The 26,876-nt window shown below is 45.0% G+C and carries 19 protein-coding genes and 1 pseudogene; 19 read left to right on the top strand and 1 reads right to left on the bottom strand.

Going from position 1 to position 26,876, the window contains the following annotated elements:
* Window positions 1-169 precede the first annotated feature (169 nt).
* The 5 genes from FHS68_RS18740 (at window position 170) to FHS68_RS18720 (ending at window position 7,927) form a co-directional block, all read left to right on the top strand.
* Window positions 170-505: a PadR family transcriptional regulator gene (locus FHS68_RS18740; RefSeq protein ID WP_167273132.1), complete on the top strand. Its 336-nt coding sequence runs from the start codon at window positions 170-172 to the stop codon at window positions 503-505.
* Window positions 506-3,139 (top strand): ABC transporter permease, encoded by a 2,634-nt coding sequence (locus FHS68_RS18735; RefSeq protein WP_208408351.1) that lies wholly within the window; start codon window positions 506-508, stop codon window positions 3,137-3,139.
* Between the two features lie 464 nt (window positions 3,140-3,603).
* Entirely contained in the window at window positions 3,604-5,196 is a 1,593-nt protein-coding gene (locus tag FHS68_RS18730) for a BspA family leucine-rich repeat surface protein (protein ID WP_208408350.1), read from the top strand.
* A gap of 355 nt (window positions 5,197-5,551) precedes the next feature.
* Window positions 5,552-5,848, top strand: coding sequence for a hypothetical protein (locus FHS68_RS18725; RefSeq protein WP_167273127.1), 297 nt, complete (start codon window positions 5,552-5,554; stop codon window positions 5,846-5,848).
* A gap of 672 nt (window positions 5,849-6,520) precedes the next feature.
* Window positions 6,521-7,927 carry a TlpA family protein disulfide reductase gene (locus FHS68_RS18720; protein WP_167273124.1) on the top strand — a complete coding sequence of 469 codons (1,407 nt, stop codon included), beginning with the start codon at window positions 6,521-6,523 and terminating at the stop codon, window positions 7,925-7,927.
* Window positions 7,928-8,294: 367 nt separating this feature from the next.
* Here FHS68_RS18720 and FHS68_RS18715 read toward each other — a convergent pair whose 3' ends face one another.
* Entirely contained in the window at window positions 8,295-8,723 is a 429-nt protein-coding gene (locus FHS68_RS18715) for a hypothetical protein (RefSeq protein WP_167273123.1), read from the bottom strand.
* Window positions 8,724-8,883: 160 nt separating this feature from the next.
* Between FHS68_RS18715 and FHS68_RS18710 the strand changes: the two genes are divergently transcribed.
* The 14 genes and pseudogenes from FHS68_RS18710 (at window position 8,884) to FHS68_RS18645 (ending at window position 26,814) form a co-directional block, all read left to right on the top strand.
* Window positions 8,884-10,473 carry a DUF1800 domain-containing protein gene (locus FHS68_RS18710; RefSeq protein ID WP_229211957.1) on the top strand — a complete coding sequence of 530 codons (1,590 nt, stop codon included), beginning with the start codon at window positions 8,884-8,886 and terminating at the stop codon, window positions 10,471-10,473.
* A 56-nt stretch (window positions 10,474-10,529) separates the two neighbouring features.
* Window positions 10,530-12,107 carry a DUF1501 domain-containing protein gene (locus FHS68_RS18705; RefSeq protein WP_167273117.1) on the top strand — a complete coding sequence of 526 codons (1,578 nt, stop codon included), beginning with the start codon at window positions 10,530-10,532 and terminating at the stop codon, window positions 12,105-12,107.
* Window positions 12,108-12,846: 739 nt separating this feature from the next.
* The gene (locus FHS68_RS18700) at window positions 12,847-13,746 is read left to right on the top strand and encodes an NmrA family NAD(P)-binding protein (protein WP_167273115.1); all 900 of its coding nucleotides are present in this window, start codon (window positions 12,847-12,849) and stop codon (window positions 13,744-13,746) included.
* Window positions 13,747-13,758: 12 nt separating this feature from the next.
* Window positions 13,759-14,679 carry a helix-turn-helix domain-containing protein gene (locus tag FHS68_RS18695; protein WP_167273112.1) on the top strand — a complete coding sequence of 307 codons (921 nt, stop codon included), beginning with the start codon at window positions 13,759-13,761 and terminating at the stop codon, window positions 14,677-14,679.
* A 157-nt stretch (window positions 14,680-14,836) separates the two neighbouring features.
* Window positions 14,837-15,649: an oxidoreductase gene (locus FHS68_RS18690; RefSeq protein WP_167273109.1), complete on the top strand. Its 813-nt coding sequence runs from the start codon at window positions 14,837-14,839 to the stop codon at window positions 15,647-15,649.
* Between the two features lie 5 nt (window positions 15,650-15,654).
* Window positions 15,655-16,239, top strand: a complete 585-nt coding sequence (locus FHS68_RS18685; protein WP_229211956.1) for a Crp/Fnr family transcriptional regulator — start codon at window positions 15,655-15,657, stop codon at window positions 16,237-16,239.
* Window positions 16,240-16,481: 242 nt separating this feature from the next.
* Window positions 16,482-17,093: an RNA polymerase sigma factor gene (locus tag FHS68_RS18680; RefSeq protein ID WP_167273107.1), complete on the top strand. Its 612-nt coding sequence runs from the start codon at window positions 16,482-16,484 to the stop codon at window positions 17,091-17,093.
* A gap of 59 nt (window positions 17,094-17,152) precedes the next feature.
* Entirely contained in the window at window positions 17,153-18,247 is a 1,095-nt protein-coding gene (locus FHS68_RS18675; RefSeq protein ID WP_167273104.1) for a FecR family protein, read from the top strand.
* Window positions 18,248-18,388: 141 nt separating this feature from the next.
* Window positions 18,389-21,751: a TonB-dependent receptor gene (locus FHS68_RS18670; RefSeq protein ID WP_167273102.1), complete on the top strand. Its 3,363-nt coding sequence runs from the start codon at window positions 18,389-18,391 to the stop codon at window positions 21,749-21,751.
* Between the two features lie 12 nt (window positions 21,752-21,763).
* A complete protein-coding gene (locus FHS68_RS18665; protein WP_167273099.1) occupies window positions 21,764-23,227 on the top strand; it encodes a RagB/SusD family nutrient uptake outer membrane protein in 1,464 nt (487 codons plus the stop codon).
* Window positions 23,228-23,251: 24 nt separating this feature from the next.
* Window positions 23,252-25,012, top strand: coding sequence for an endo-1,4-beta-xylanase (locus tag FHS68_RS18660; protein ID WP_167273096.1), 1,761 nt, complete (start codon window positions 23,252-23,254; stop codon window positions 25,010-25,012).
* A gap of 23 nt (window positions 25,013-25,035) precedes the next feature.
* Window positions 25,036-25,254, top strand: a complete 219-nt coding sequence (locus FHS68_RS18655) for a hypothetical protein (RefSeq protein ID WP_167273094.1) — start codon at window positions 25,036-25,038, stop codon at window positions 25,252-25,254.
* 31 nt (window positions 25,255-25,285) lie between these two features.
* Window positions 25,286-25,408, top strand: a pseudogene (locus tag FHS68_RS18650) (RagB/SusD family nutrient uptake outer membrane protein); the annotation flags it as partial.
* Between the two features lie 62 nt (window positions 25,409-25,470).
* Window positions 25,471-26,814, top strand: a complete 1,344-nt coding sequence (locus FHS68_RS18645; RefSeq protein ID WP_167273088.1) for a Gfo/Idh/MocA family protein — start codon at window positions 25,471-25,473, stop codon at window positions 26,812-26,814.
* The last annotated feature ends 62 nt before the right edge of the window (window positions 26,815-26,876 follow it).

Below are 26,876 nucleotides of genomic sequence, written 5' to 3'. Positions count from 1 at the left end.
TAGCACAAACAAAAGCCATAAACATACATTTCTTTTGTTCGCTCTGTTCGAATCTGGACACTGGCTTTTTTAAAGATTAAAGCTATATAGCTGTAAATTAGACATTTAACATTGAGTGATTTTTTGGTATACTATTTGATCGACATTATCGGAGTTAATCGCTTTTGATATGAAACGAACATTCCTCGGGGAATTTGAAGAGATTGTTTTGCTGACAGTCGCCAGCCTGCGTGAGAATGCATATGCGGTGACGGTGACCCAGGAACTTGAAACCAAAACCGGCCGGCAAGTCGGATTCAGCTCGGTGCATACGACCTTGCAGCGTCTGGAAGAAAAAGCCTACCTGACATCGGTCATGGGCGGGGCAACCGCCGAGCGCGGCGGGCGGCGAAAACGCTTTTTTATGGTCACGGCATTAGGACAAAAAGTTTTGAGTGAAGTCAAAACTGTTCGCGATGAACTTTGGAGCACGCTTCCGTCCGAATTTCAGCTAACAAACGGTTAAATGAAAAAGACAGCTCCCCCACATTGGGCCACCAAACTCATCGCCCGATTTTCACATCCCGATGCTTCCGAAGAAGTGCAGGGAGACTTATTGGAAATGTACGAGCATTGGGTACGTACCGTCGGCACCGCTCGGGCCAGCCGACGCTATATTTTAAATGTTTTCAAACTTATGCGGCCTTTTGCCAAAAGCACAGAGTCGCAGCAATATTCCAAAACCTATTCATTCAGCCCAGTCATGATCCGTAACTACTTTAAAGTCGCACTCCGAAACCTCATCAAAAACAAAGGTTATTCCGCTATCAATATTGGCGGCCTCTCCGCAGGAATAGCTATTGCCGTGCTCATCGGACTTTGGGTCCACGATGAATTTTCTTTTGATAAATACCACCAGAACTATGACCGGATAGCCAAAGTAATGCAAACCGTCACAGTCGAAGGTGTGCAATATCATGGTGAATACATGCCGGCGCCGCTTGGGAACGAGCTTCGCACGCAATATGCGGATGATTTTAAATATGTGGTAATGTCGTCTTTTAACGATGAGCACATTCTGGCTTATGGAGAAAAAAAGTTTACAAAAACAGGAAATTACATTAGTCCGGAAGCTCCGGAGATGCTCTCGTTGAAAATGCTTCAGGGGACCCGCGCCGGATTAAAAGAACAGAATTCGGTCATGTTGTCCGAGGGAGTGGCGCATGTACTTTTTGGCGTAGAAAATCCGCTTGGCAAAATCGTAAAGCTTGATAATGCGCTGAACCTGAAAGTGACCGGCGTTTATGAAGATCTGCCCTACAACACCGAATTCCGCGACTTGACGTTCATTGCGCCGTGGGATTTGTATGTGTCAACCCAAAACTGGGTCAAAGTGGCCTTGGAAGGCGAGCAGTGGGACAACAATTCTTGGCAGATCCTGGCGCAAATCAATCCAAATTCCAATTTTGAGTCCGTATCTCAAAAAATCAAAGGCGTTAAATTGAAACATGCGCCGCATACTGCCTACCTGAAACCCGGGCTTTTTCTACACCCAATGGAAAAGTGGCATTTGTACTCGACCTGGGATAACACGGGAAATGTGACGGCCCGTATCCAGTATGTGTGGCTATTCAGCATCATTGGCGCATTTGTATTACTGCTGGCGTCCATCAACTTCATGAACCTAAGTACTGCCCGGTCCGAAAAGCGGGCTAAGGAAGTTGGCATCCGAAAAGCGATCGGCTCCTTGCGCGGCCAGCTGATCGGGCAGTTTTTAAGCGAATCATTACTGGTGGTGGCCTTCGCATTTGTTTTATCAATTGCATTGGTGGTTTTACTGCTTCCTGCATTTAATGCACTGGCCGACAAGCAGATCCTATTCTTATGGACTAGTCCGAGGTTCTGGCTGGCGGGAATCACATTTTGTCTCATTACGGGTCTCATTTCAGGAAGTTACCCCGCGTTGTACCTGTCTTCTTTTCAGCCGATCAAGGTATTGAAAGGCACATTCTCACTGGGCCGTTTTTCAGCAATGCCGCGCAAGGTGCTTGTAGTATTGCAATTCACGGTTTCGGTAACGCTAATCATTGGTACGATCATCGTTTACCGCCAGATCCAACACGCGAAAAACCGTCCCATCGGTTACGATCGTAGTGGGTTGATCGATGTGGAAATCAATACTCCCGAGCTGTGTACGCAATATAATGTGTTCAGAAGAAGCCTGCTGGAAACAGGGGCGGTCGTCGAAATGTCCACATCGTCCACGCCGCCGACACATACCAATTCTAACAATGGAGGTTTTGAGTGGGAAGGTAAAGACCCGAATTTTAAAGATAATTTTTCGACCGTTGCGGTTACCCATGATTTTGGTAAAACAGTCGGCTGGCAGTTTGTGGAAGGCCGGGATTTTTCCAGATCATTTTCGACAGATTCCACGGGGATGGTCATGAATGAAGCCGCATTGAAATATATGGGTTTCAGAAAACCGTCGGATATGATCGGGAAATACATGAAATGGAACGGGGTAACCTTTACCGTGGTGGGTGTGATCAAAGACATGCTGATGGATTCGCCATTTAAACCCGTGGGACCTGCACTTTTTATGGTTAATTATGGCTGGGCAAATGTGATCAATATCAAGCTCAGCCCCGCCCTGCCTGCCCGTGAATCGCTGGACAAGGTTGAAGCCGTTTTTCACAAGCTTAATCCGGGAAGTCCGTTCGATTTCAGGTTCGCCGACGATCAGTTTGCAAAAAAGTTTTCTACCGAAGAGCGCATTGCCAAACTAGCCTCTGTGTTTGCCAGTTTAGCGGTGATGATCAGCTGTTTAGGATTATTTGGCCTGGCCTCCTTTACGGCCGAACAGCGGACGAAGGAAATCGGCGTCAGGAAAGTTCTTGGCGCATCGCTTCCTAATCTGCTGGCACTCCTGTCCAAAGATTTCATGCTGCTGGTGATCATCTCCTGCCTTATTTCCATTCCATTGGCATGGTACATGCTTAACCGATGGCTGTTGAGTTACGAATACCACACGGAAATATCGTGGTGGATTTTCGTGCTGACAACATTGGGCGCATTAGCCGTTACACTTCTTACAGTCAGCTATCAGGCGATACGCGCCGCACTGCTTGACCCAGTAAAATCGTTAAAAACAGAATGATATCCTGATTAATGGCGTCCTAAATTAGAACCGATATTTGATGATGTCATTAACATGGATTCTTATATTAATTGTAGAAAAAAAGTTGTTTGTAAAATATCTTTCTAACTACCAATGCTCTACGGAAACCTGGGTTATTGACGCACGATGGAGTGCATATAGGTATAGTTGTAATGTGGCCATAGCCGGCAGTGTGGTCAACTTCATAGTTCGTCTCACGGAACGTCCGAAATCTGATTCACGGAAATTTTCTGCTGACTTACGATACCCGGTATCACGATTGGAGGTTTTGAAGCATCCCCTAATAAGAATTAAATTGCAGTAAGCTTAGGGAACAGGTTAGAAGATGCGCTCGGCTTTAAGATATTTACCTGAGATTAAACGAAAGTTTAGACTTGCTTTGTCGTATTCTTTGTTTTGCCTTCATTTGGGATGTCGCCTCTATTGTCAATTTAATTATGCTTATGTACGATACTCTACTTTACTTAAAAGATAACGCAGTCTTAACCTTGAGAAATTCCGCGCTGCTTTGGATCCTGTTGTGCCTAATCTTTTCAGCGGCTTCGAATGCTTTGGCGCAACAACCCTTCATCACTACCTGGAAAACTGATAACCCTGGCAGTTCGAATAGCACATCCATCACAATTCCAACCTACGAAGGAAGCTACAATTATGAAATAGACTGGAATAATGACGGCATCTACGACCAGTCCGGTGTGACGGGTGGCGTAACCCATGATTTTTATGCATCCGGAATATATACGATTCGCATTAGAGGTGCTTTCCCAATGCTATTTTTTAATAATAACGGAGACAGGCTTAAACTGCTCGATGTCGGGCAGTGGGGAGATGTAGCATGGGCGGATATGACGCGTGCTTTTGCCGGTTGCGCCAATCTGAGCGTCAGCGCTACTGACTTGCCTAACCTTTCAGGAGTAAAAAGCATGTCAGGCATGTTTACTGAATGTACCAAGTTGAATGGCCCTGCCAACATTGGCAACTGGAATACCATTAGTGTGACCGATATGAGCGCCATGTTCAGACTTGCGACAAACTTCAACCAGCCAATCGAGAATTGGAACACAGCCAACGTGACAACGATGGTTGCCATGTTTTCGATAACGGCTTCGTTTAACCAGCCCATCGGTAACTGGAATACCAGCAACGTGAACTATATGGACGACATGTTTGGTGCTGGCGTTGCCTTTAATCAACCGATTGGCAATTGGAACACCGCTAATGTTAGTAGTATGGGTGGGATGTTTAACGGTGCTAGTTCCTTTAATCAGTCCTTGGGTGGCTGGTCACTCAATCAATATGTTCTTTTAAGTGATATGCTAAATAATTCTGGCTTGGATTGCAATAATTACAGTGCTACCCTGATCGGATGGAACGCAAATCCCTCGACACCAAACAACCGCTCCCTCGGTTCTATTAACTTGCTATATCGAACCCAAGCCGAGGCTGCGCGCAGCAACCTAACTACCACAAAAACCTGGTTAATCGAGGGTGACGAAGCTTCTGCGAGTGATTGCTCTGCCTTGCCAGTAAAATGGATCACATTCATTGGGAATATACAGGAAAACAGTGTCGTGCTATCTTGGGAAACTAGTTCAGAGATAAGCAATGAAGGTTTTGACATTGAAAAGAGTGCCAACGCGAGAACCTTCGAAAAAATCGGTTTTGTAGATGGTGGTGGAGAATCAAAGACCAAAAAGGTATATCATTTTGCAGATGTAAACCCACTACCAACCACTTATTATCGACTCAAACAGCGTGATATTGATGGGAAATTTGAGTATTCAAAAATTATTTCTGTAAAAAAGTCGGAGGGAAAGATAGTTCTTTATCCCAACCCAACCAGCAACGAGTTCAATTTAAGGGGTTTAAGCAAACCGCAGATATTAATCATTATAAATGCTGATGGTAAAGTTGTATGCAAACAACAATGGTCGCCTGGCAATACAGTAAAAATGGGCCATCTGCTCGATGGCTTGTATTTTCTTTTAATTGACGGTGAGACAAAAAAGGTTGTTGTGCGAAAGGTAAGTAATTGATTAATCTATCTATCGGGCTAATAACGGCTGATTGACGTGCGAGTTAAGTCTTTGAATAGTCATCAATGATTAGGAAGATTTGTTTCATTGACAGCGTGCTAATAAGACAACGGTAATGAGCCCGAAGCAGGTTACTTAATCAAATCATCATACATTGAACCTGTCTCATAACCTCTGAATGTGACATGGAATCTCAGCCAGCTCACGTCATATACCCGCCCGTCGCATGAAAAGAGCGTTTTTTGAGATAACGCTAAGCAATATAAATGAGTATTTAAGCTGCTTACCGAACTATGTATAAGGGATAACGAGCACGTGTAAATTTCAAAGTCAATGCTGATAACAAATTTCTCTTATGGAGCCAAAAAATAATTTGCGCAGCTTAGATAGGCAGATCAACGTGTTCCTTCCCGCGATTTCCTTGATTTGTATCCTATGTATTTTCATATCGTGCAACAAACAGGACCGCACAACGGTCATCTATGGCAAGGTAACTGACCAAAATCACCAAGCAGTCGATAGCATTTTAGTAGTGGCAGGTGGACTGTGGGACTTTAATATAGAGGTTGTGAAGCAAATTTATACCGACGAGAATGGAAATTATGAGCTGGTTATTGACGTCCCTAAAAAATATATCAAGCTTAATGTTTGAATTCCCTACCTACCGGTTGAAAATCCAAAATTTCAATGGAATTACGATGTGGATAAAATCTGGAAAAACGGAGACCAGACTAACAATTGTTGTACTGCATCCATTGGAGAAAAAACGGAATATAACTTTCAATTGATACCTCGGAAATAATTTATCCCTAATTCGCAGGCTAACTTGTGCAAACTGACAAGCTAATCATGTAATTGGACAAGCATTAAAATTTGAGGAAAAGTTAAACTACAGACGTCTCAAATAACGTCCGAAATGTGCGACGTGACTTGGCATCTAGAGAAAGATGACCGTCTCAATTTGGAGGGTTCTCTGACGCTGATTGACTTGAACTTCGGATAAACCTTTCATATTAAGCATCAATAAACAGAACACGACCCTGAAAGCGCTTTTTGGAGAGTTCTTCGTTTTATACAAGCACAGCTCACTTTTTGCCATTTTGTACAGATTACCAGCAACACTCGGTGCAGCTGGTAATCGATAGTAGAATTGCATTTAACCGGGAATCGTTTTAGGCTTGCTATTTCAACTAGTCTAAGTAAATATTTAACAAATTAGCTTATAACACAGTCTACTATAAACCTTATACAATGAACTTGCAGTTAGGTGCATTTAATAGTGATATTCAGGTAGGATTAATGATCACTGAACTGTAATTCATCCATGAAAAAGATAGTATTATCAAGCTTTGGTTTTTTTATTCTTCTATGTTGTGCCCAGGCTCAGAAACCTGAATTACCAAAGCTGTCTGCGGGAGACTACTTCAACAACTTTCAGAGATTCACCAATGAGAGTCCAAATATAAATGCAGCGTTCATCAATGTTCAAAAACTAGCATCCAATCCGGAATATGAACCCACTGCAACGTTTTTAATTCATAATAGCTTCGCACAGGATTTTGTTCAACGATCGGGCGAAGGCGAAGCTCCGCAGGAAATCCTTGCAAAACGAAGATGGATTGCCAGGCCAATTCTGGATAAAATGCTCGTAGACACTTCGATACTTGTAAAGCAACAAGTACAACCTTTGTTTTTGCTGATTAAAGTTCAAGAAGCTGCAAACGATTTAGAACAGTTAACCAGGCTGACAAATGAATTCATTACTTCAGAAATTGATGGACATGACGTTTATCGTTACCGGGCTGGCAGATATGGTTTGAGTATACTGAATGTAATACGGAGACATTCCGAATTGACCGCATTGTCACTAAGACTAACTAATAAATTAGAGGCTCGCCTTCGACAGGGGCAAGTAATTGTAACTGACTCATCCAGCAGAGCCGATCTGGATAAACGAGCGTGGTTCCGATTTTTATTTGCCAGTGTTAATTTTTTGAAATCAGAACAAACGACTGACCCCCAGCAAAAAGAAACCCTGCTAAAAGCTGCATTTGAATACAGCCCTGATCTCGTTGATAAGAACCATCAATCTGGATACTTCTATGACATGCGAATGCTTTGGGGCAATGAAAAAGAAGGATTTCAGGATGAATATCTAAAGTTTATCACCGCAAGTACGGATAAAAAGCAAGTTATGATCACGCTTTTGAAAATGGCACTTGTGGAACCTTCATTTAAAGAAAATTTAAGGGCTGTTCACGGGGAAGTTATGCCAGGTACAAGTTTCGGTGACTACTGGAAAGAAGGAATTGATGCGTCGGCAATTAAAGCTCCTCCCGTTACCTTGAAACTTCTGGCTAAAAATCAGTTTTCAAGTCAGTCATATTCTGGCCAATGGATATTAGTTGACTTTTGGGGAACCTGGTGTAAACCATGCCGTGAGGAACATCCGGCTTTGCAAAAATTTTATGACTCGACAGCCGTCAAAAAATCAAAAAACATTACTCTTCTAACAATTGCCTGTCGAGACACAGAGGAGAAGGTTATGGTGTATATGACAAAAATGAGGTATTCGTTTCCAGTAGCTATGTCGGATAACAAGATCGAAAAATCATTTAAGGTTCTAGGCTATCCGACAAAAATTTTAATCACTCCAACTGGTAAGTACATCACGGTACCGTTTGGGGTAGATTGGGTTAGTTTTGTAAACAAATACGTGGAAACGAACTGAAATAAATGATGTAAAATCGGTTTGTTTTAAACCTCTGCATTGTTTTATTTAGTCGCACGGAACCTCCGTTATTTGGTACTCATTCTTGCTTTAGCTATATCTCTTTCTAAAAGAACTGGGGGCATAACTTTTCTTAGGTTAAATTGATGTCCTTTGCCGTTGTAATTACCGCGCTTTTAAGACATAGACGGAAGGTTTTATACCCCAATATTTCCCTGGCTTTGCTTCGCATACTAGTTTCCATATGGTCTATAGCAATTAAATGTAGAACCGCGGGGATATATCAATTATTATTGTTAAGCTATTTATAGCCAACGGCTTGATGAAGGTTTTTTGCCGGAAAGTCGCCGACAATCACCTGTGCCGGTCAATCGATTTTAAAACCATCGCACCTGAGCTTTTCGATCAATGTAACCGAATCCTCCCGCATATTTAATACAGCGGGGATGTTCCTTTGCATCAGGTTTCGGGCTTCCAGGCTTGCCGAGAGTTTATAGAACGTCTGTGATACGACGCGGTAGAGAGCCATTACATTCAGTGTGATTGTGTCGTCAGAAATAGAAAGCATATCAGTGCTAGTGTTATCTGGAACGAAGAAAATTTCTGTGCCTGATACTTTTGTGAAGAAACTATGCATCAGACCATGTCGATAAATTGAGGATAGCAGCTTTTGCTTGCCAATAGTATATTCCCGTTTGGCATAGGTCAGAAATGCCTTTAGCTTTTGTTCGAAATTATTCGAATTTTTCGGCTCTATCAATGCCCCAAAGAAGTTAATAGTCGCAAATAAGGACATTGCCATCGGTACGGCGCAGCGCGCAGTACCTGGATTGAAATTGTAAAGTGGATTGGTAACATTTCGGGTAGTCGTCGCTTCTCCAACAGTATCACGGTATAAAAGAAATTAAACGGTATCCCCAATTAAACCTTTAACTGCAATTCACATCTCACAAACATTGGGTACCATTAACCAGATTGTGAATATGGCTTTGCTCGACAAATACGATAACCCATTGACCGCGCGGCAGGCTGCCCACCTATTGCGAAGAATTACCTTTGGAAGCTCACAAGAAAGTATTACGCAGTTAGCCGGAAAAACGACTGAAACGGTTGTTGGATTTCTTCTCTCCAAAACTACTGCCCCTGGCCCTCCAAAAGATCCGGCAAATAAAACGTTTCATGACTTGCCCTGGGGTTATCCGGCCACAGAAGAGATGGAACAAAATAAAAATGATGCGATCAGGTGCGCTCTCATCAAAGGCTGGTGGATCGGACAAATGTTACAGCAAAAGAGCAATATTATCGAAAAGATGACGCTTTTTTGGCAAAACCATTTTGTTTCAACCGCTACTGATGTATCGGACGCAAGGTTTATTTACGGTCAATACCAATTATTGAGAAAACATGCACTAGGCAATTTTAGGACTTTTGTGATTGACATCACGAAGGATCCGGCCATGTTGTGGTATCTGAATGGCAACGAGAATGTGGTTGGGAAACCCAATGAAAATTATGGGCGGGAATTGCAGGAATTGTTTACCATCGGGCAAGGTAATTACGATGAGAATGATGTAAAAAATGCGGCTAGAGTGTTGACAGGCTGGCGCCCGGTAGGATTTAGGAACACAGCATCCGCGGAAGTCACCGTAGAATTTCGGGCCCTACGACACGATACGGGCAATAAGATTTTCTCATCTCATTACCAGAACACGGTCATCAAAGGACGTAATGGTACGTCGGCGGGGGATTTGGAGCTCGGTGAGTTGGTTGATATGATCTTACGCCAGGACGCAACCGCATTATTTATTGTCCGCAAAATTTACCGCTGGTTTGTGCAAGCTGAAATTTCACCGCTGATTGAAAATGAGGTGATTAAACCTTTGGCTGCCCTATTCCGAAACGATTATGAGATAAAGCCGGTACTATCGCAACTCTTTAATTCGCAACATTTTTATGATGCTAAATTAATTGGCTCCCAGATCAAATCACCTCTGGAACTCGTGATCGGATCGCTTTCCCACTTCAACCAAAATGTCCCGGACCCGGTTAAGGACCGCGGAACGTATGATCTTTTTACACAATATCTTGCCGCCAAGGCAAGGGAACTGCAAATGGAAGTTTTTGACCAGCCAACTGTTTTTGGTTGGCAGCCTTATTATGATACCGATTTCTATGAACTCTGGATCAATTCCACCACGCTGGCTCTGAGAGGTGCATATTCAGATGCTATAATTAAAGGTATACCTGCATTAAAAATAAACATCAACTCGCTGGATTTAGCAAAGAAGGTCTCAGATCCATCCAACCCAATAGTCCTGGTCAATGAATTGACCAATTATTTATTTGCTTTTGACCTCACACAAAGCCAGAAGGATTATTTAATCGACGAAATATTAATTCCTGGCCTACCCCGCTACGAATGGGGTGTGGAGTGGAACCAATATATTTCTAATCAGGGTGATATCTTGAAAAGAAATTCGGTAAAAAGGAAAATCGACAACATGTACCAATACCTACTTCGTCTCGCGGAATTTCAGATGGGATAAAGATGATATGGGACACAAAATGTTAAAAACTTACTTCACAACTAAACTCCCCGGCCATGAAACGTCGTGATTTTCTTCAATATGCAACATCGTCGTTCTTTCTTCCATTGGTGCTGGATGGATATATGGCCAAAGCGGAAACGAACGCCAGTTCTACTTTCATGAAGGCATTGCTGGAACTGGCCGAGATAAACGATAAAATCCTGGTCGTAGTCCAGTTGAACGGCGGAAACGACGGCCTGAATATGGTGCTTCCCCTTGACCAGTACAGTACGTATACAGGTAATAGTTTCAGGGCAAATATTGCCATTCCCGAAAATAAGGTTTTGAAATTAAATGGCTTGCCCCAGACAGGGTTACATCCATCCATGACCGGTCTCCAAACCCTTTTCAATGAAGGGAAAGTATCTATCATACACGGAACAGGTTATTCGAACCCAAACTTTTCCCATTTCCGGTCCAGCGACATTTGGCACACCGCAGTGGAGTCGGATCAACTTTCAACGTCTGGATGGCTGGGACGATATCTTGAAGAAAGCTACGAAGACTTCCCTGATGCATTCCCGAACGCCGAATTCCCTGATCCACTAGCCGTTCAGATTTCATCAATATCTTCTACTACTTTCAACACGAGCGGGGCCTCTGGTGCACTTGCTATTAAAGACCCGGATACTTTTGCTAGAATTGTCGGAGACAAGCCGGTGATAGATCCCGGTACATTACCTGATACGCCGGCGGGAAAATATACCGCCTATATCCGGCAGCAACAAACATCCTCAGTAGCGTACGCTGGTCAATTGAAAGCGGCATCAGATAAGGGAAAAAATCTTGTGACTTATGCAACCGGCAATCCATTAGCTGAGCAACTTAAAATAGTGGCCAGACTAATTTCAGGAGGCCTTCAAACCAAAATATATTACGTTACCCTCGGCGGATTTGATACACATTCCCAGCAGGTGGACGCCACCGACACCACCAAGGGGGAGCATGCTAACTTGCTGAAATACCTTTCCGACGGCATTAAGGTGTTTATGGATGACCTCAAAGCAAATGGTAAGGATGACAAAGTCGCCGGGATGACATTCTCAGAATTTGGCCGTCGGGCCATTTCAAATGGAAGCAAGGGGACAGATCATGGCTGGGGATCGCCGTTACTCGTTTTCGGCACCGGTGTCAAAACCCAGGCCATCGGAAAAAACCCTGACCTCAAAGACCTGGATGGGGACAATATTAAAATACAAAATGATTTCAGACAGGTGTATGCCAGCATCTTGACCGACTGGCTGGGTGCATCAGAAGCCACCGTAAAAAGTGTATTATTTGAAAAGTCTTTTGCCAATCTGCCCATTTTCCGGGAAACAGTCCTCGCAACAGAGCCTACTTCTACAAGTCTGGCAAGTATTTATCCCAATCCTGCTTATGACCAAGTTGTCCTGGAATCGGAGATCCTAATTCCAGGGAAAGATAAGTTGACATTGACGGATATTCATGGGAGGGACTTTCCTTTGCAGGTTACCTACTTGTCCAATACCAAAATCCTCATTAACACATTCCATTTATCCTCCGGAAAATATTTTGTCAGATTAAAAAACGATGCTCATTCGATCGTCAAGCCACTGGTGATTTTGAGATAGCATACGGACATTGCCTGCCAGGCCCTTAGATAGCCAGGAATCCAGGTGGCACTCCCGATTGCAAATGGGGTGAGCAGGCTTTATTTAGATTCAGTGATCAACCATTGTACTGCTGACATAACTTTTGGGTCGTTCGGAATATCTTTCATTTTATTCACTGCATCCATATAGCTTTCGGGCTGCAAGGCATTTTTATAAACCTTACCGGAGTTGGGACAGTCTCAGATAACAGAATCTCACTTGAAATGTACAAATCACTTTCAAGCAATTTAAAGAAAGTCTTTAACCGGATAGGCTACTTTTATGTCGGAAAAACAGCAGAAGAAAGATTGAAAGAAGGTTGGCGCTTAGTCACAAATGAAAAAGTTTCCAGGATTTACGACTACTATGAGTGGTCGTCAGGCCCATATGGTCTGGTTTGGCGGTTACAGTATGGCACCAGTTTTTCAATATGTTGCCGCAATTTTGAGTGCATCACGTGGTTGTGCATTTTGGGAGGGATAAATATTGGGTATTTCTGTATTTATTCAAATAGCCATCCTTTCATATTACCATTTTGATAGTACGACGCACGAAGTATTGGGAGTAGGACAGGGGAAGTGTGACAGGCTGGGCAAATGTTCGTGTGAAATAGGAGAATGCCTAGCATAGGTTTTGATACGACAAGCATAGATTTGGATAAGTGTACCCGTCAAATCTTCCTGAATTTTGCTTACTTAAATCAAAAGCTAAAAACACGATGAAAATCATTGTCACAGGGTCATTAGGCCATATTAGTAAACCGCTCGCCGAAGAGTTGGTAAAAAAAGGACATCAGGTAACACTAATCAGTAGTAACCCGGATAAGCAGGCTCCCATTGAGGCGATCGGTGCTGTGGCGGCGATCGGTTCGGTAAAAGACGCCGATTTTCTGACAGACACATTCAAAGGCGCCGAAGCAGTCTATACGATGGTCCCGCCGGTCAGTTATTTTGACCCTCATCTGGATCCAATTGCACATTTCAGCAAGATTGGGAATAATTATGCGGAGGCTATTCGCCAGGCCGGCGTCAAACGGGTCGTGAATTTAAGCAGCTGGGGCGCGCATCTGGATAAGGGGAATGGCGGGATTGCGGGCGCTTACTATCTGGAGCAAATTCTCAATACACTTCCCGGCGAGGTCAGTCTGACTCACGTGCGCCCAACTTCTTTCTACTACAACTTGTTCGGTTTCATTCCGTCGATCAAAAACGCGGGCGTGATGGCAGCGAATTATGGCGGGGACGACCGTACCGTTCTGGTTGCTCCGACAGACATTGCCGCTGCTGTGGCCGAGGAATTGGAAAATGCAGTTCCGGGCAGAAACGTGCGGTACGTCGCGAGTGATGAACTTACATGTAACGAAGTAGCCCGCATTTTGGGGGAAGCAATCGGAAAGCCCGACCTGCAATGGATTGTGGTTCCGGGTGAACAGGTACAAAGTCGGCTGGAAGCTGCGGGCATGCCGCCGCACATGGCAGCAACATTGGTAGAACTGCAGGCGGGCCATCACAGCGGGCTCATTGCAGAAGATTATTTTGTAAACCGTCCGGCCAAACTAGGCAATGTGAAAACAACTGATTTTGCCAGAGACTTTGCAGCTGCTTTTCACCAGAAATAACGATCTTGTGCTATGACGAACGGACAACTTTACCACATCCAAAGCATCAGTGAGTTTCATCATTTCCGAAACCAGCCGGGGCCGGCGCACCCGCTGGTCAGCGTGTTGCAGTTTGAAGATATGCGTGAGTTGTCGGGCAACCATCCCCGCAGCTGGGTCCTCGACTTCTATGCCATTGCATTGAAAAGGAATTTTAATGCAAAACTGAAATACGGCCAGCAGGTTTATGATTTTGACGAAGGCGTTCTGACATTCATGGCGCCAGGACAAAAGATCGGCATTGAGGCGGGACCTGATGAAATTATTGACCATTCGGGATGGTTGTTGCTCTTCCATCCCGATTTTTTATGGCATACACCGCTGGCGAAGTCGATTAAGCAGCATGCGTATTTTGACTATTCTGTCAGTGAAGCATTGTTTCTTTCTGAGCAGGAAGAATCGATTATTACAGGAATCATGCAAAATATTCGCCAGGAATATCATTTGCATATTGATCAGTTTACCCAGAACATCATTATTGGACAGCTGGAAGTGCTGTTGAACTACGCCGACCGTTTTTACCAGCGCCAGTTTACCACCCGCAAAGTCAGCAGCCACGATATCCTTACCCGGCTTGAAAACTTGCTTACAGACCGATTTGAAAGTAAAGTATTGGCAACAAAAGGACTTCCAACTGTATTGCAAATCGCCGATGCATTGCATGTTTCGCCCAATTACCTGAGCAGCTTATTAAAAACAGAAACTGGTAAAAGTACCCAGCAGCATCTTCACGATCAGATCATTGCCGTGGCTAAAGAGAAACTCTCCGGGACCAATCTGTCTGTGAGCGAAATTGCATATGAACTGGGCTTCGGTTATCCACAGTCTTTTAGCAAATTGTTTAAGACCAATACGCAGCTGTCTCCCGTGGAATTTCGGCAGTCTTTTAATTAGTTTTTCGTGTTACCCTCTTAACTTTTTTTGCTTAGGAGTTGATTTAAGCAATGGGGTTGCGAGATAAAGACTACGAAATCCCTTTTTGCCAAATGACAAATCATTCCATTTTTGCATATAGCACCTTTGACCCGTTGAACATCAAAAATCAAAAAAAATGGAAAAGACAGTCTTAATCACAGGGGCTTCGGCAGGAATTGGAAAGGCAACGGCAATATATTTGGCACAGAATGGCTATAATGTATATGGTGCGGCGCGCAGAATAGAAAAAATGGAGGATTTGAAGGGATACGGAATAAAACCGATTTCTTTGGATGTCACAAGGGAAGAAAGTCTTGTCGCATGTGTTGAGCAAATTTTAAGAGAAGCCGGAAGTATAGATATCCTGGTAAACAATGCGGGTTCAGGCTATTATGGTGCATTGGAAGATATGTCGATATCGGATGCAAAATATCAGATGGAAGTAAATGTTTTCGGCGTGGCCCGGCTGATTCAATTGGTGTTGCCGTCAATGCGGAAAAACAATTTCGGTAAAATCGTGAATTTATCATCGGTGGGCGGCAAGGTAACTTTGCCCATGGGCGGTTGGTATCATGCCAGTAAATTTGCGATTGAAGGATTGAGCGATGCACTTCGTAAAGAAGTAAAGTCTTTCGGAATTGACGTAATTGTGATTGAGCCGGGAGGTACAAAATCAGAGATGATCGGACACGGGACCGAGTATATGATGAAGGTCTCTGGAGAAACGGCGTACGGCAAGCTGGCCAAAGGGGTAAGCAAAATGTATGAGAAAATAGAAAAAGACGCTGCCGAACCGATCGTCATTGCGAAGCTCATTAAGGAAGGGATCGAAGCAAAGAATCCGAAAACGAGATACGTCGGTGCTTCGGGGGCAAAACTGATGCTGTTTTTTAGAAGGATCTTGTCGGATAAACAATTTGACAAAATGGTAATGAGCCAAATGAATTAACCCCAATGGAATTGTTGGTTATGGAAGCACTCATCAACTACTTATTGCAGTTCGGCAATTTGAACCCAACCCAAATTGATTTAATCAAAAGCAGGGTTGTGTTTAAGGAAATCAAAAAAGACGAATATTTTCAGGAAGCGGGGAGAATACCGCGCGAGATTATTTTTCTGCTCAATGGGATCATGAGGATCTGTTATTACAATAACAAAGGCGAAGAGATTACGAAGTACTTCATGGAAGAGAATCATTTTCTGGCAGACATCAACAGCTACAATCAAGAGATTCCATCGACCGAATACATCCAGGCTGTTACAGATTGCTCATATTTTATTCTGTCAAAGAACGCAATGAGAGAGTTGTCAATGACCATCATAGAATGGGATAATATCATCTCTAAAATAACTGCCAAAGGTTTGGCAGATAAAGTGAACAAAATCAGCCCAATGATGTCGGAAGATGCAAAAGAGCGATACCTTTCATTTTTGGAAAAATTCCCAAATCTTGCAAACCGTATCCCGCTTTCTTATCTGGCCTCTTACCTGGGAATCACACAGTCCTCGCTGAGCAGGATACGAAGAAGTATTCGTTGACTTCTTGCGCAGTATTGGTTCCAAAGGTAAGGCGTATATGCTGTGCGCTTCGATGTGAAGAATTTGAGCGTCGGCGATCACCTCGTCTTATCCTATCTTCGGCAGCATTGTCATTTCCATGAATTACAAAGATTATTCTCATAATAATGATAGTGTTATGGAACTATTAAAATAAAATGGTGCAAATTTGATCGTAAAGTCCTTCTGCCAACAAGAAGGCCAGCCAGGATATGCAAATAAAGATGTCGATTTCAAGATCGCGCGACTGGGAAGACGAGCAAAGGCTTTGGCAAGATTTCAAGGCGGGAGACAGAGACGCCTTCGATTTGTTATATCAGCAGCATATTCAACAACTTATTCGGTACGGATTTAAAGTGACGCGGGACAGAGACCTGATCCAGGACTGCATCCAGGATCTTTTCGTGGAATTATGGGAATCCCGGCAAAGCATTGCCAATGCCCATTCTATTAAGCATTATCTTCTCAAAGCATTACGCTATAAACTAATCAGGAGCTCCGGGCACACAGTCACCGAACCCCTCCCCGAAAACGAATTCCCCGCAGACGATGAAACCATCGAAAACAAAATACTGAGGGAAGAAACCGTATCTAGGCAATCCAGGCAACTGACAGACGCCTTGAAGCAGCTCCCCAAGCGCCAGCAAGAAGCCCTTCATCTCAGGTTTTTTCAGGAATTAACCAACGAACAGGTAGCGCAGGTAATGGGCGTAAACTATCAGTCGGCCTGCAAATTTATTTACACTGGACTAAAAACGCTTCGTGACCTGCTCCTGCTTTCGTTTCTTCTTCCGGTTGCCTTTTCTGTCTACAAAGAAATTTTAAAAATTTTTTGAAAAAAATGGATTAATAGAAGTTGTTTTCTGCACTGGTACATGTACAGAAAACAACTTCTATGCCCCGCGACTTTTCATCCTTCGATATCGAAGATTTTGCTTTCGACGAAACCTTTCAAAACTGGGTGCTTGATGAAGTTTCATCCTACCGGAATTTTTGGGAACAATACATGGACGATAATCCCCATCAGACCGAAAAGATATTAGCTGCTCGTACGTTGGTGCAGGAGTTAAATACCGTGAACCACGGGATTTCTCATGATGCATTTGCTAGGGAGATTTGGGAGAATGTCCAACGTCGTATTCAAACGCCTGCCCGCGATTTGTGGAGTCAATGGTCGGTATGGCGGGTGGCGGCATCGATCAGTTTTCTGATAATGCTTGGTACTTCCCTTTGGTGGCTGCGTTCCGGTCGCACGGATGCCAATCAGCAAGCTTTTTACGGGTCAACGAAAAATGGACTGGTAGAAGAGGTCAACAATTCGGACCGGACGCTTCAAATTCGCCTCAGCGACGGCAGCGTGGTGAGCCTTGGGAAAAAAAGCCGCCTGGCATATCCCAGTCAATTTGAAAAGAACCAGAGAGTGGTCTATCTGAGCGGAGAAGCTTTTTTTGATATCCAGAAAAACCCGGATCGGCCCTTCCTTGTATATGCCAACGAAACGGTAACCAAAGTGCTCGGTACCAGTTTTCGGATCAAAGCATTCAAAAATTCTCCGAAGGTCATCGTGGCCGTGCGATCGGGGCTTGTTTCCGTTTTTGCTAAAAAAGATTTTGAAGATAATCCGCAGAATGCAAAGCGCACAGGACTGGTGTTGACACCAAACCAGCAGGGTGTTTTTTCAAGAGACGACTTGCGGCTCAGCAAAACGCTGGTTGAGCAACCGGTACTCCTTTCGCCTGCGAGCCAGGAACCATTGTTTGAATTTAACAATGCGCCGGTTAGCGAGATATTTACCGTTTTGGAAAAGGCATATGGCGTAGAAATCGTATACGATGGCGACCTGCTTGCAGGCCGAGAGCTCACCGTTAGTATGGAGGATGAGTCTCTGTACGAGAAGCTTGACATTGTTTGCAAAACATTAGGCCTGGCTTACGAAATCGTCGACACGCAGGTAATTATCGAAAGCAAAGCCCAGCGATCACCGAAATAAGCCCTTAATTATCGTTACCCCCCAGTTTAATAATAAAGCCGGTAATGTTTCCAGCATTACCGGCCCAAATACATCCATAGCCGGATGCAGTAAGTGCGTTGCAGATCCAATTTCCATTAAACCAACAAAACATTCAAAAGTATGAAAAAACTTCGACCACCCCTTCGGGTTATTCTGGTTATGATTAAATTTTCCTGCATCCCGCTATTTCTTGCCGTACTTACGGTGGGGGTGAGTGCCGCCAAAGAAGGCCACGCCCAGGAGTTATTGACCCGCCCTATGTCCCTGAATGTTCAAAACCAGGAGTTTGCGGCCGTGCTGTCAAAAATTGAAAAAGCATCGGATGTCAAGTTCAGTTATGAGCCATCGCTGATCAACAGTAAAGGCAAAGTCAGTCTCATTGCCCAAGCCGAGCCGCTTTCCCAGGTTCTTGACCGACTATTAAAGCCGAATCAGCTCGCTTATGATGTGTCAGGTAAGTACATTATTATTACCCCTGCGACGGGCCAGACAGGGTTCGGAAGCTCCGTGCAGTCAATACCAGACGTGCCGGTTCCAATAGACATTACGGGAAAAGTTACCGATGAAAATGGCGCGGGCTTACCTGGTGTTAGTGTTGTTCTCAAAGGCACTCAAAAAGGAACGACCACCAATGCTGCCGGAACCTATACGATTGCGTCCACCGAAAATTCGCCTGTGCTTGTTTTTTCTTTCGTCGGCTACCTGTCCCAGGAAATTACAGTTGACAGCCAAACAAAGGTTTATATTACCCTCAAGGTTGATAACAAGTCCCTCGAAGAGGTGGTGGTGATCGGCTATGGTACCGTCAGGAAATCGGATATGACCGGTGCCGTATCTTCGATCTCGACTGACAAGTTTTCAGAACAGAACATTTCGCGGGTCGATCAGGTATTGCAGGGTAGGGCTCCGGGCGTCATCGTGACCAACACAGTTGGCGCGCCGGGGGCTGATGTGACCGTCCGGATACGCGGGGCTAACTCTGCGTTGGGAAGTAACGAGCCGCTTTATGTCATCGATGGTTATGTGGGTGCGGATTTTAATCTGATCAATCCCAACGACATCGCCACACTGGAAGTGCTGAAAGATGCTTCATCCACGGCCATTTACGGAAGCAGGGGATCAAATGGTGTGATCATCATCACTACCAAGGGTGGGAAAAAGGGTAAGCTCAGGCTTACTTATCAGGGGCAGATGTATCAGTCGGAGGTGATAAAAAAATATGATGTGCTTAGCGCGGCGGATTTTGCTAAGGTAGTGAATGAACGAAATACAGCTCTCAACCTAGCACCAGCATTTTCTCAGGAACAAATCAATGCATTTACCCAAAATGGCGGATCTCGCTGGCAGGACGACATTTTTCGCAAGGCTGTCGGACAAGATCACCAGTTGGGCATTTCCGGGGCCACTGAGAAAACCTCGTTCCTGATATCTGCAAATTATCTGAACCAAAACGGGGTAGTCGAAAACTCGTACTTCAAGCGTTATTCGCTCAGATCGAACATGACCACCCAGTTGAACGACAAGTTGTCGTTCAGGCTGAATGTCTTTGGCGCAGGGTCGACCAACTTCAATACCCAAATCCGGACCGGATCGTCCAGTAACCCGATTGTGCAATCCTTATCGTGGGCACCTACCACCCCGGCGTTCGGGGCTGACGGAACATATACGATCAATGACCCGACCAGTTCTAATAAGCCCAATCCACTGGCATTGATCTACGATCAGGAAAATATTCTGGAAAAATCATCTATAAATGCGATTGGAGGCTTGAAATATGAATTCATCAAAGGGCTATCCCTCAACGTGCAATATGTGGTGGATTATTTGGCGCTGACCAATAAATCGTTTAGCGGAAAGTATGTGACGAATTTTAATCCGACAGCCGGACAATCCAATGGTCGTCAGCTCACCCTGCAAAGTACCAGTTCCCTGAATTTCGACCGTGTTATCAACAACATCCATAAAATCAATGCAGTAGCTGTTTTTGAAACACAGGAATTTACGGGGAACTATTTTAATGCAAATGCAACCGGACTGAAATTTCCTGAACTGAAATATGACAATCTTGGCCAGGCAAGCGCCTTCACCACCGGGTCGAACTTCACCAAATGGTCGTTGCTTTCACTATTGGGGCGGGTGAACTACTCTTTGAAGGACCGTTACCTGCTTTCCGTATCGGTTCGGCGCGACGGCTCTTCCAAATTTCGCGGAGATAACCGGTACAGTACCTTCCCCGCCGTGGCCTTAGGATGGAACCTGGCCAATGAGCCTTTTATTGAAAACCTGGATTTGTTTACCACTCTAAAACTGAGGGGCAGCTGGGGCAAAACAGGTAGCCAGGCAATAAGTCCGTATGCGACCGAATCTGGCTACATTACCAACATTTTCTACGCCTTCAACAGCACGGGACTGTCGTCAGGTATCCAACTCGGTAATCCAGGTAACAAAGACCTTCGCTGGGAAACCACCACACAGCGGGACCTTGGATTGGAGGTTGGACTGTTCAACGGTAGGCTTAATATGGAGTTTGATTACTTTATCAAAAATACGACCGACCTGCTGCTAAACCGTCCATTGCCGTTGTATGCTGGTGGAGGCAGCATTGCATCCAATCTGGGTGAGATCGAGAACAAAGGCTGGGAATTTTCAATCGGTGCGACGATCCTGAAAGTGAACGACTTGTCATGGAAAACAGACTTCAATTTTTCCAAAGTAAAAAACAAGGTAGTTTCTCTAGGCAATGTAGCGACACGCATTTTTTCTTCCCCCAATGTATCCGGGATCGCGTCTGCTCCCGAGTTTGTATATCAGCCTGGGCAACCGCTAGGTTCGATATGGGGGTTAAAATACCTGGGAACCTGGAAACCATCCGAAGCGCAGGAAGCGGCTACATTCGGCAATAAACCAGGCGATGCCAGGTATCAGGACCTGAATGGAAATATGCTCATTGGCGCGGAGGATTTTCAGATTATTGGCAGCGGTATACCGCAAATGGCGGCGGGCTTCAACAATACCGTTACCTATAAAAATTTTACGCTGAACTTTTTTTTCCAGGGGATTTTTGGTGTAGATAAGCTGAATTACTCGCGCGGAGCAGCATTAATGGCCGAGCGCGATACCCGGCAGGCGATCTTATCTGAAATACAGGAAAGGTACATTCCTGGTGTGAATGAATCGTCTGATTTCCCGGCATTCAGCGTCAGCAATAAAATTCAGACGCAATCGACCATGTTTCTTGAAAAAGGAGATTTTATCAGACTGAAAAACCTGGGCTTGTCCTACAACATCCCGAAAGTGATCCCTCAGATCGAGGATATTAAATTGTCGGTCAGGGTTGCCAACCTGCTCACTTTCGCCAAGTACAAAGGCATCGATCCGGAAACCAATTCGGTGGGAACGACTACAGATCTGAACCAGGGGGTCGATTATGGCTCTTATCCCAATGCAAAGACCTACACGATTGGCTTGTCCGTGACTTTTTAAAAAAACCTGAACATGAAAACAATTACTATTCTGCTATTTGGCGTGTTGCTCATCACTGCTTCGGGCTGCAAGGACTTTCTCGAGGAGGACCTTCGGGGGAAAGTGGTGGGTACTGGCGTACTTGAAACCGAAGCGGGCCTGGAAAGTGCTTTGACGGGAGCCTACAAAGGTCTGGCTTACACCTGGACATATGGTTTCAACGGGGGTGCGGCGGCCGATGCCGCGATGGGCGCCGACGACATTACCTGCCCGCCAAGCGCACAATTGCAAACCGAGTTTGAAATTTTGAATGTAAGCACCAACGAGGTGGCGACCAAACCAATCTACCAAGGTTGTTATAAGGCCATCCAGGGCGCCAATAATGTGATTGCCAACTATGAAAAAACAAAAGGCGATGCCAACCGGATTAAAATCATCGCTGGGGAAGCACACTTTCTTAGGGCTTTGAGCTACTACTGGATGGTTCGTTATTATAAGGACATTCCGTTGATCACCAATCCGGATTTCTCAATGGAGCTGCTCAAAATTAAAAGATCCAGCGCCGTCGAAGCTTATAAACTCATCGAGGCAGACCTGGCCAAGGCCGAAACTTTGCTGCCCAATCTTAAACGGGACTATGGAAGGCCGGGTTTGGGATCGGCGAAAGCATTGCTGGCGGACGTGTATCTGACACAGGCTGGTTGGCCGGTCAAAAACCAGTCCAAATACGCGATGGCGGCCGCAAAGGCCAAAGAAGTGATTGATAATAAACAATTGTACGGCTTTGATCTGGTGCCCTCTATTGCTACGCTGTTTGAAAATGATCCTGCTAAAATTGGTAATGTGGAAGACGTATTTGCTGTAACCACAAACAAAGCCAACGGCACAACAGCTAATTCGCTTCTCGGTCAGTACTACATGCCTAATGACATCGGTGGCTGGAATGTAGCTTATGCTGAACTGAATTTTTTCAAAAATTTTCCTGAGGGCGCGAGGAAAGATGCAACCTTCGCTTATACCTATAAAAAAGCCGACGGAACTGTATTGACTTGGCAGCAACTTAGCAGCAAGCGTCCGTATTACAAAAAACGCTTCATCAATGCGAGCAGTCCACCAGTAACCTGGGAATCATCTTTGCCGATCTCATTAATACGTTACGCTCACGTGCTCACAATTTATGCAGAAGCCAAGGCGCGTTCGGGCGGCGCCGACGAGCTTGCCTATGCGAGTGTCAATGCCATCCGATCCAGGGCTGGTTTAGCACCATTGAAGGGTTTGAGCGCCGAAGCTTTCGCCCAGGCAGTCGTACAAGAACGTGCCTGGGAATTTGCTGCCGAAAACACGCGGTTTTTCGACCTTGTCCGGCTGGAAATGGTCAAAGAGGCTAATTCTGACCGGGATCCTTCGGAAACAGCATTGAATCTTACTTCAATCACGGAAGCCGATTACACTTTTCCGTTTCCAAGTACCGAGTTTCTGATCAATCCAGATTTGTAACCACTAGTGAAGTATTATTATCAAATGTTCAATTACTTTTTTTTTATGTTGTTGACGGCTGCCAGTATAACGGCTGCCGGGGCGCAGGTATCTATACTTCCCGCCGACTCGTTGGCTTTCACTGCAAATACAAAAAGCGCACCAAAAGCAACCTTTCGACAGGTCATTGTAAACAACCAGCCATTTAAGTCAGCCTATCACATCGACACCGGCAACGAGGCGGGCCTTGAGCGCTTTACCTTGTCCTACCCCATAGATGAGGCTGTTCGCGAAGGTGATGTACTGCTGCTTTCGTTATACAGCCGTTCGTTGCAAAGCAAAAAGGAAACCGGAGAGTCTTTCATTGAACTATCATTAGATCGAACAATTGCGGGCAAGTACGAATGGCCCCCATTGCTTGAGCGGGGGATTTCGTTCGGCTCAGAATGGCTTCAAACACAAATCCCTTTCGTTGCTAGTAAAAATGTGCCAAGGGGAACCTTATCGCTGGTTATAAAATGCGGTGGCTTCCCTCAGGAATTTGAACTGGCCGATGTGTCGCTGATTAATTACCAGCAAACTAAAAAGCGGAGTGATTTACCGCGAAGTATTGTTCATTACGATGGCGATGCGCCCGATGCACCCTGGCGAAAGGCCGCAGAAGCGCGTATTGAAAAGTTCCGAAAAGGTGACTTGAAAATTACAATTCTTGACAGCAATGGTAGACCGATACCAGATGCTTTGGTTTCGGTAAATCTCAAGAAGATTGCCTTTGGCTGGGGAACCGCAACAAACTCGAAGCTGATTTTGGATACGCTAAACCCTGAGACCAAGCAATACCGAGATACGCTGTTGCGCTACTTTAACAAAGTCGTTTTTGAAAATGAGATGAAGTCAAAGTATTGGGCTACGTCAAATCATGAACAGACCAAGAAGGTCGTAGCATGGCTAACCGCACATGAAATACCGGCTCGTGGGCATGTGATGGTATGGCCATCATGGCAGCATTCACCCAACCTGGTAAGATTCAAGGAGGATACGGATGCACTGGACGCTGGCATTCTGGATTTGATCCAAGATCAGACGAATGTAATGAAGAAGCAATTTGTTGAATGGGATGTTGTCAATGAGCCCTTCGCCCACCACGATATTACCGATGCTTTGGGAGGAAGAAAGAAGTTGGTGAACTGGTTTTTGGCCGCCCGTGAAAACACACCCGGTGTAAAGTTATTTTTAAACGAATACACCATGTTTCATAGTGAAGGTCGGGGCAGCGAAGACTTTTACGACAACTTGAACTATCTAATTACTAACCACGCCCCGATTGATGGTATCGGAGAGCAGGCGCACATTGGAGGAACTCCGCCAGGCATCGAATTTATAATCAAAAAATTAGATCGTTTCGGCATGTTCGGCCTTCCCATTCAAATCACCGAGTTTGACATTACCAGTGACGACGATGATTTCAAGGCTCGTTATATGCACGACTTTATGACCGCTATATTTAGCCATCCGGCTACAATAGGTTTTATGCAGTGGGGTTTTTGGGAGAAAGCTCACTGGATACCGGCAGCGGCTTTGTGGGACAGGGACTGGCATATACGGCCACAGGGGGAAGTATTCAAGCATCTGGTTTCGGAAGCTTGGACAACCCATGTTAATGGTGTTACCGACAACAACGGTCAGTATATGGTACGAGCGTTCAGCGGAGAATATGAGATAACAGTCAGAAAGGGTAACCGCCATCTTATTCAACACACCAATTTAACTTCTAAGGGGGAAACCCTTTCGATTAAATTGGAATAGAGACGGTACTAAATTCCATTTCAATGGAACAAGAATTTAAAAAGGACAGGCGTGAATTTTTTAAGTCATCTGCATCCCTCGCGGTGGCGGCTACCTTTGGGTCACTTTTGGATGTTTTGAAAGACAAACCTCGCTTGTCTTTTTCTACCCTTGGGTGTCCAGGATGGTCTTTCAAGAAAGTAATTCAATCCGCTGTCGAAAATGACTATCAAGGGATAGAATTAAGAGGTATACTTGTGTAAATCTAGGCTCATCGGCCCAGATGCACATTTTGGAACCGACTCTTCGAAATTGGTGATGCGATTGGCTGAAACCTATCTGCTAAGGGCAGAAGCGTATGTGATGAAAGGCGACAAAGTCAGCGCCGCGGCAAATATAAATGCTGTAAGAGCGAGGCACGAAGTATTTTTCATTAGTTTTCAGAAATAAAAGGAGCAAACCAATATAAAGAATCTTTCATGCAAAACAGACGTGATTTTATTAAAAATGCCGCCATTAGTTCCATAGGCATCGCAACCGGTGGATCTGCTTTGGGGTTCAGTGCGAAAAGCTATCGCCGGATCATCGGGGCCAATGAATTGATCAGGGTGGCAACTATCGGAGTGAACAGTCGGGGCAACAGTATGGGAGGGACCTTCGCAGGTCAGAAAGGTGCCGAAATCGGTACTGTTTGTGATGTGGATGAAAGGGCGATCCCCAAAGCCATTGAATTCATCAAAAAAATAAAACCTACTGCGGACCCTAAGTCGGAAAGAGATTGTCGGAAGATTCTGGAAGATAAAACTATTGACGCGATTTACATTGCAACACCCGACCACTGGCATGCACCCCTCACCATCATGGGATGCCAGGCAGGCAAGCATGTGTATGTTGAGAAGCCATTGAGTCACAATCCGAGAGAAGGGGAACTGGCTGTACAAGCCGCGCGAAAATATAATAAAGTCGTACAAATGGGGGCTCAACGACGGTCAGCGCCCATTCTGACCCAGGGGATTAACGAGCTGCATAAGGGTATCATTGGTCGGGTGTATATGGCCAAAGCCTGGTACACCAATAAACGCAAGGCAACAAATCTCAAACCAGGCACGGTGCCTTCCTGGCTCGACTATGAGCTATGGCAAGGCCCAGCGCCGCGTATGGCTTACAAAGAAGGACTGATCCATTACGACTGGCATTGGTTCTGGCATTGGGGGACCGGCGAAGCACTCAATAATGGCACCCATGAGGTAGATGTAGCACGATGGGGGCTGGGGGTTGATTACCCGATCAGGGTGAGTTCCATGGGTGGACGTTACGAATTTAAGGATGACTGGGAAACACCCGATACCCAGGTGATTATCATGGATTTCCCAAACAGGGTTTCTTTGATGTGGGAATCGCGCAGTTCTAACGGCCGTAAGATCGAGGGCCTCGACCGGGGAATTATTTTTTACGGTGAAAATGGCAGCCTTGATACGGGAGGCGACAGCTACAAGGTGTATGATCTGGACGGGAAATTAGTAAAAGAGATCAAAGCTGCTGGTGAGGGCGAAATGGCTGGTAGAAACACGGCCAGTCCAAGCCTGGGCATGGATAGTCTTCACGCCGCAGACTTTTTGGATGCGATCAAAAACAACAGACGTCCTAATTGTGATGTTGAAATAGGGTACAAGAGTGTACTGTCCATGCAGTTGGGCAACATTGCCTGGCGGGTAGGGCATAGCCTTGAAATCGATCCGTCAAATGGGCATATTGTGGGAGATAAGGAGGCACAGAAGCTGTGGAGCCGAGATTATGAAAAGGGCTGGGAGCCAAAAGTATAGTTAGTACTTCTTAATGTCGGGGTATTCTTATCTGTATTGAATCGTTGCCGCCCGCCTGCGGG

The sequence above is a fragment of the Dyadobacter arcticus genome, from assembly GCF_011762185.1.
GTDB classification, from domain to species: domain Bacteria; phylum Bacteroidota; class Bacteroidia; order Cytophagales; family Spirosomataceae; genus Dyadobacter; species Dyadobacter arcticus.
Note: the sequence above shows the minus strand (reverse complement) of the source record. Positions and strands in the feature narration are given on the sequence as shown.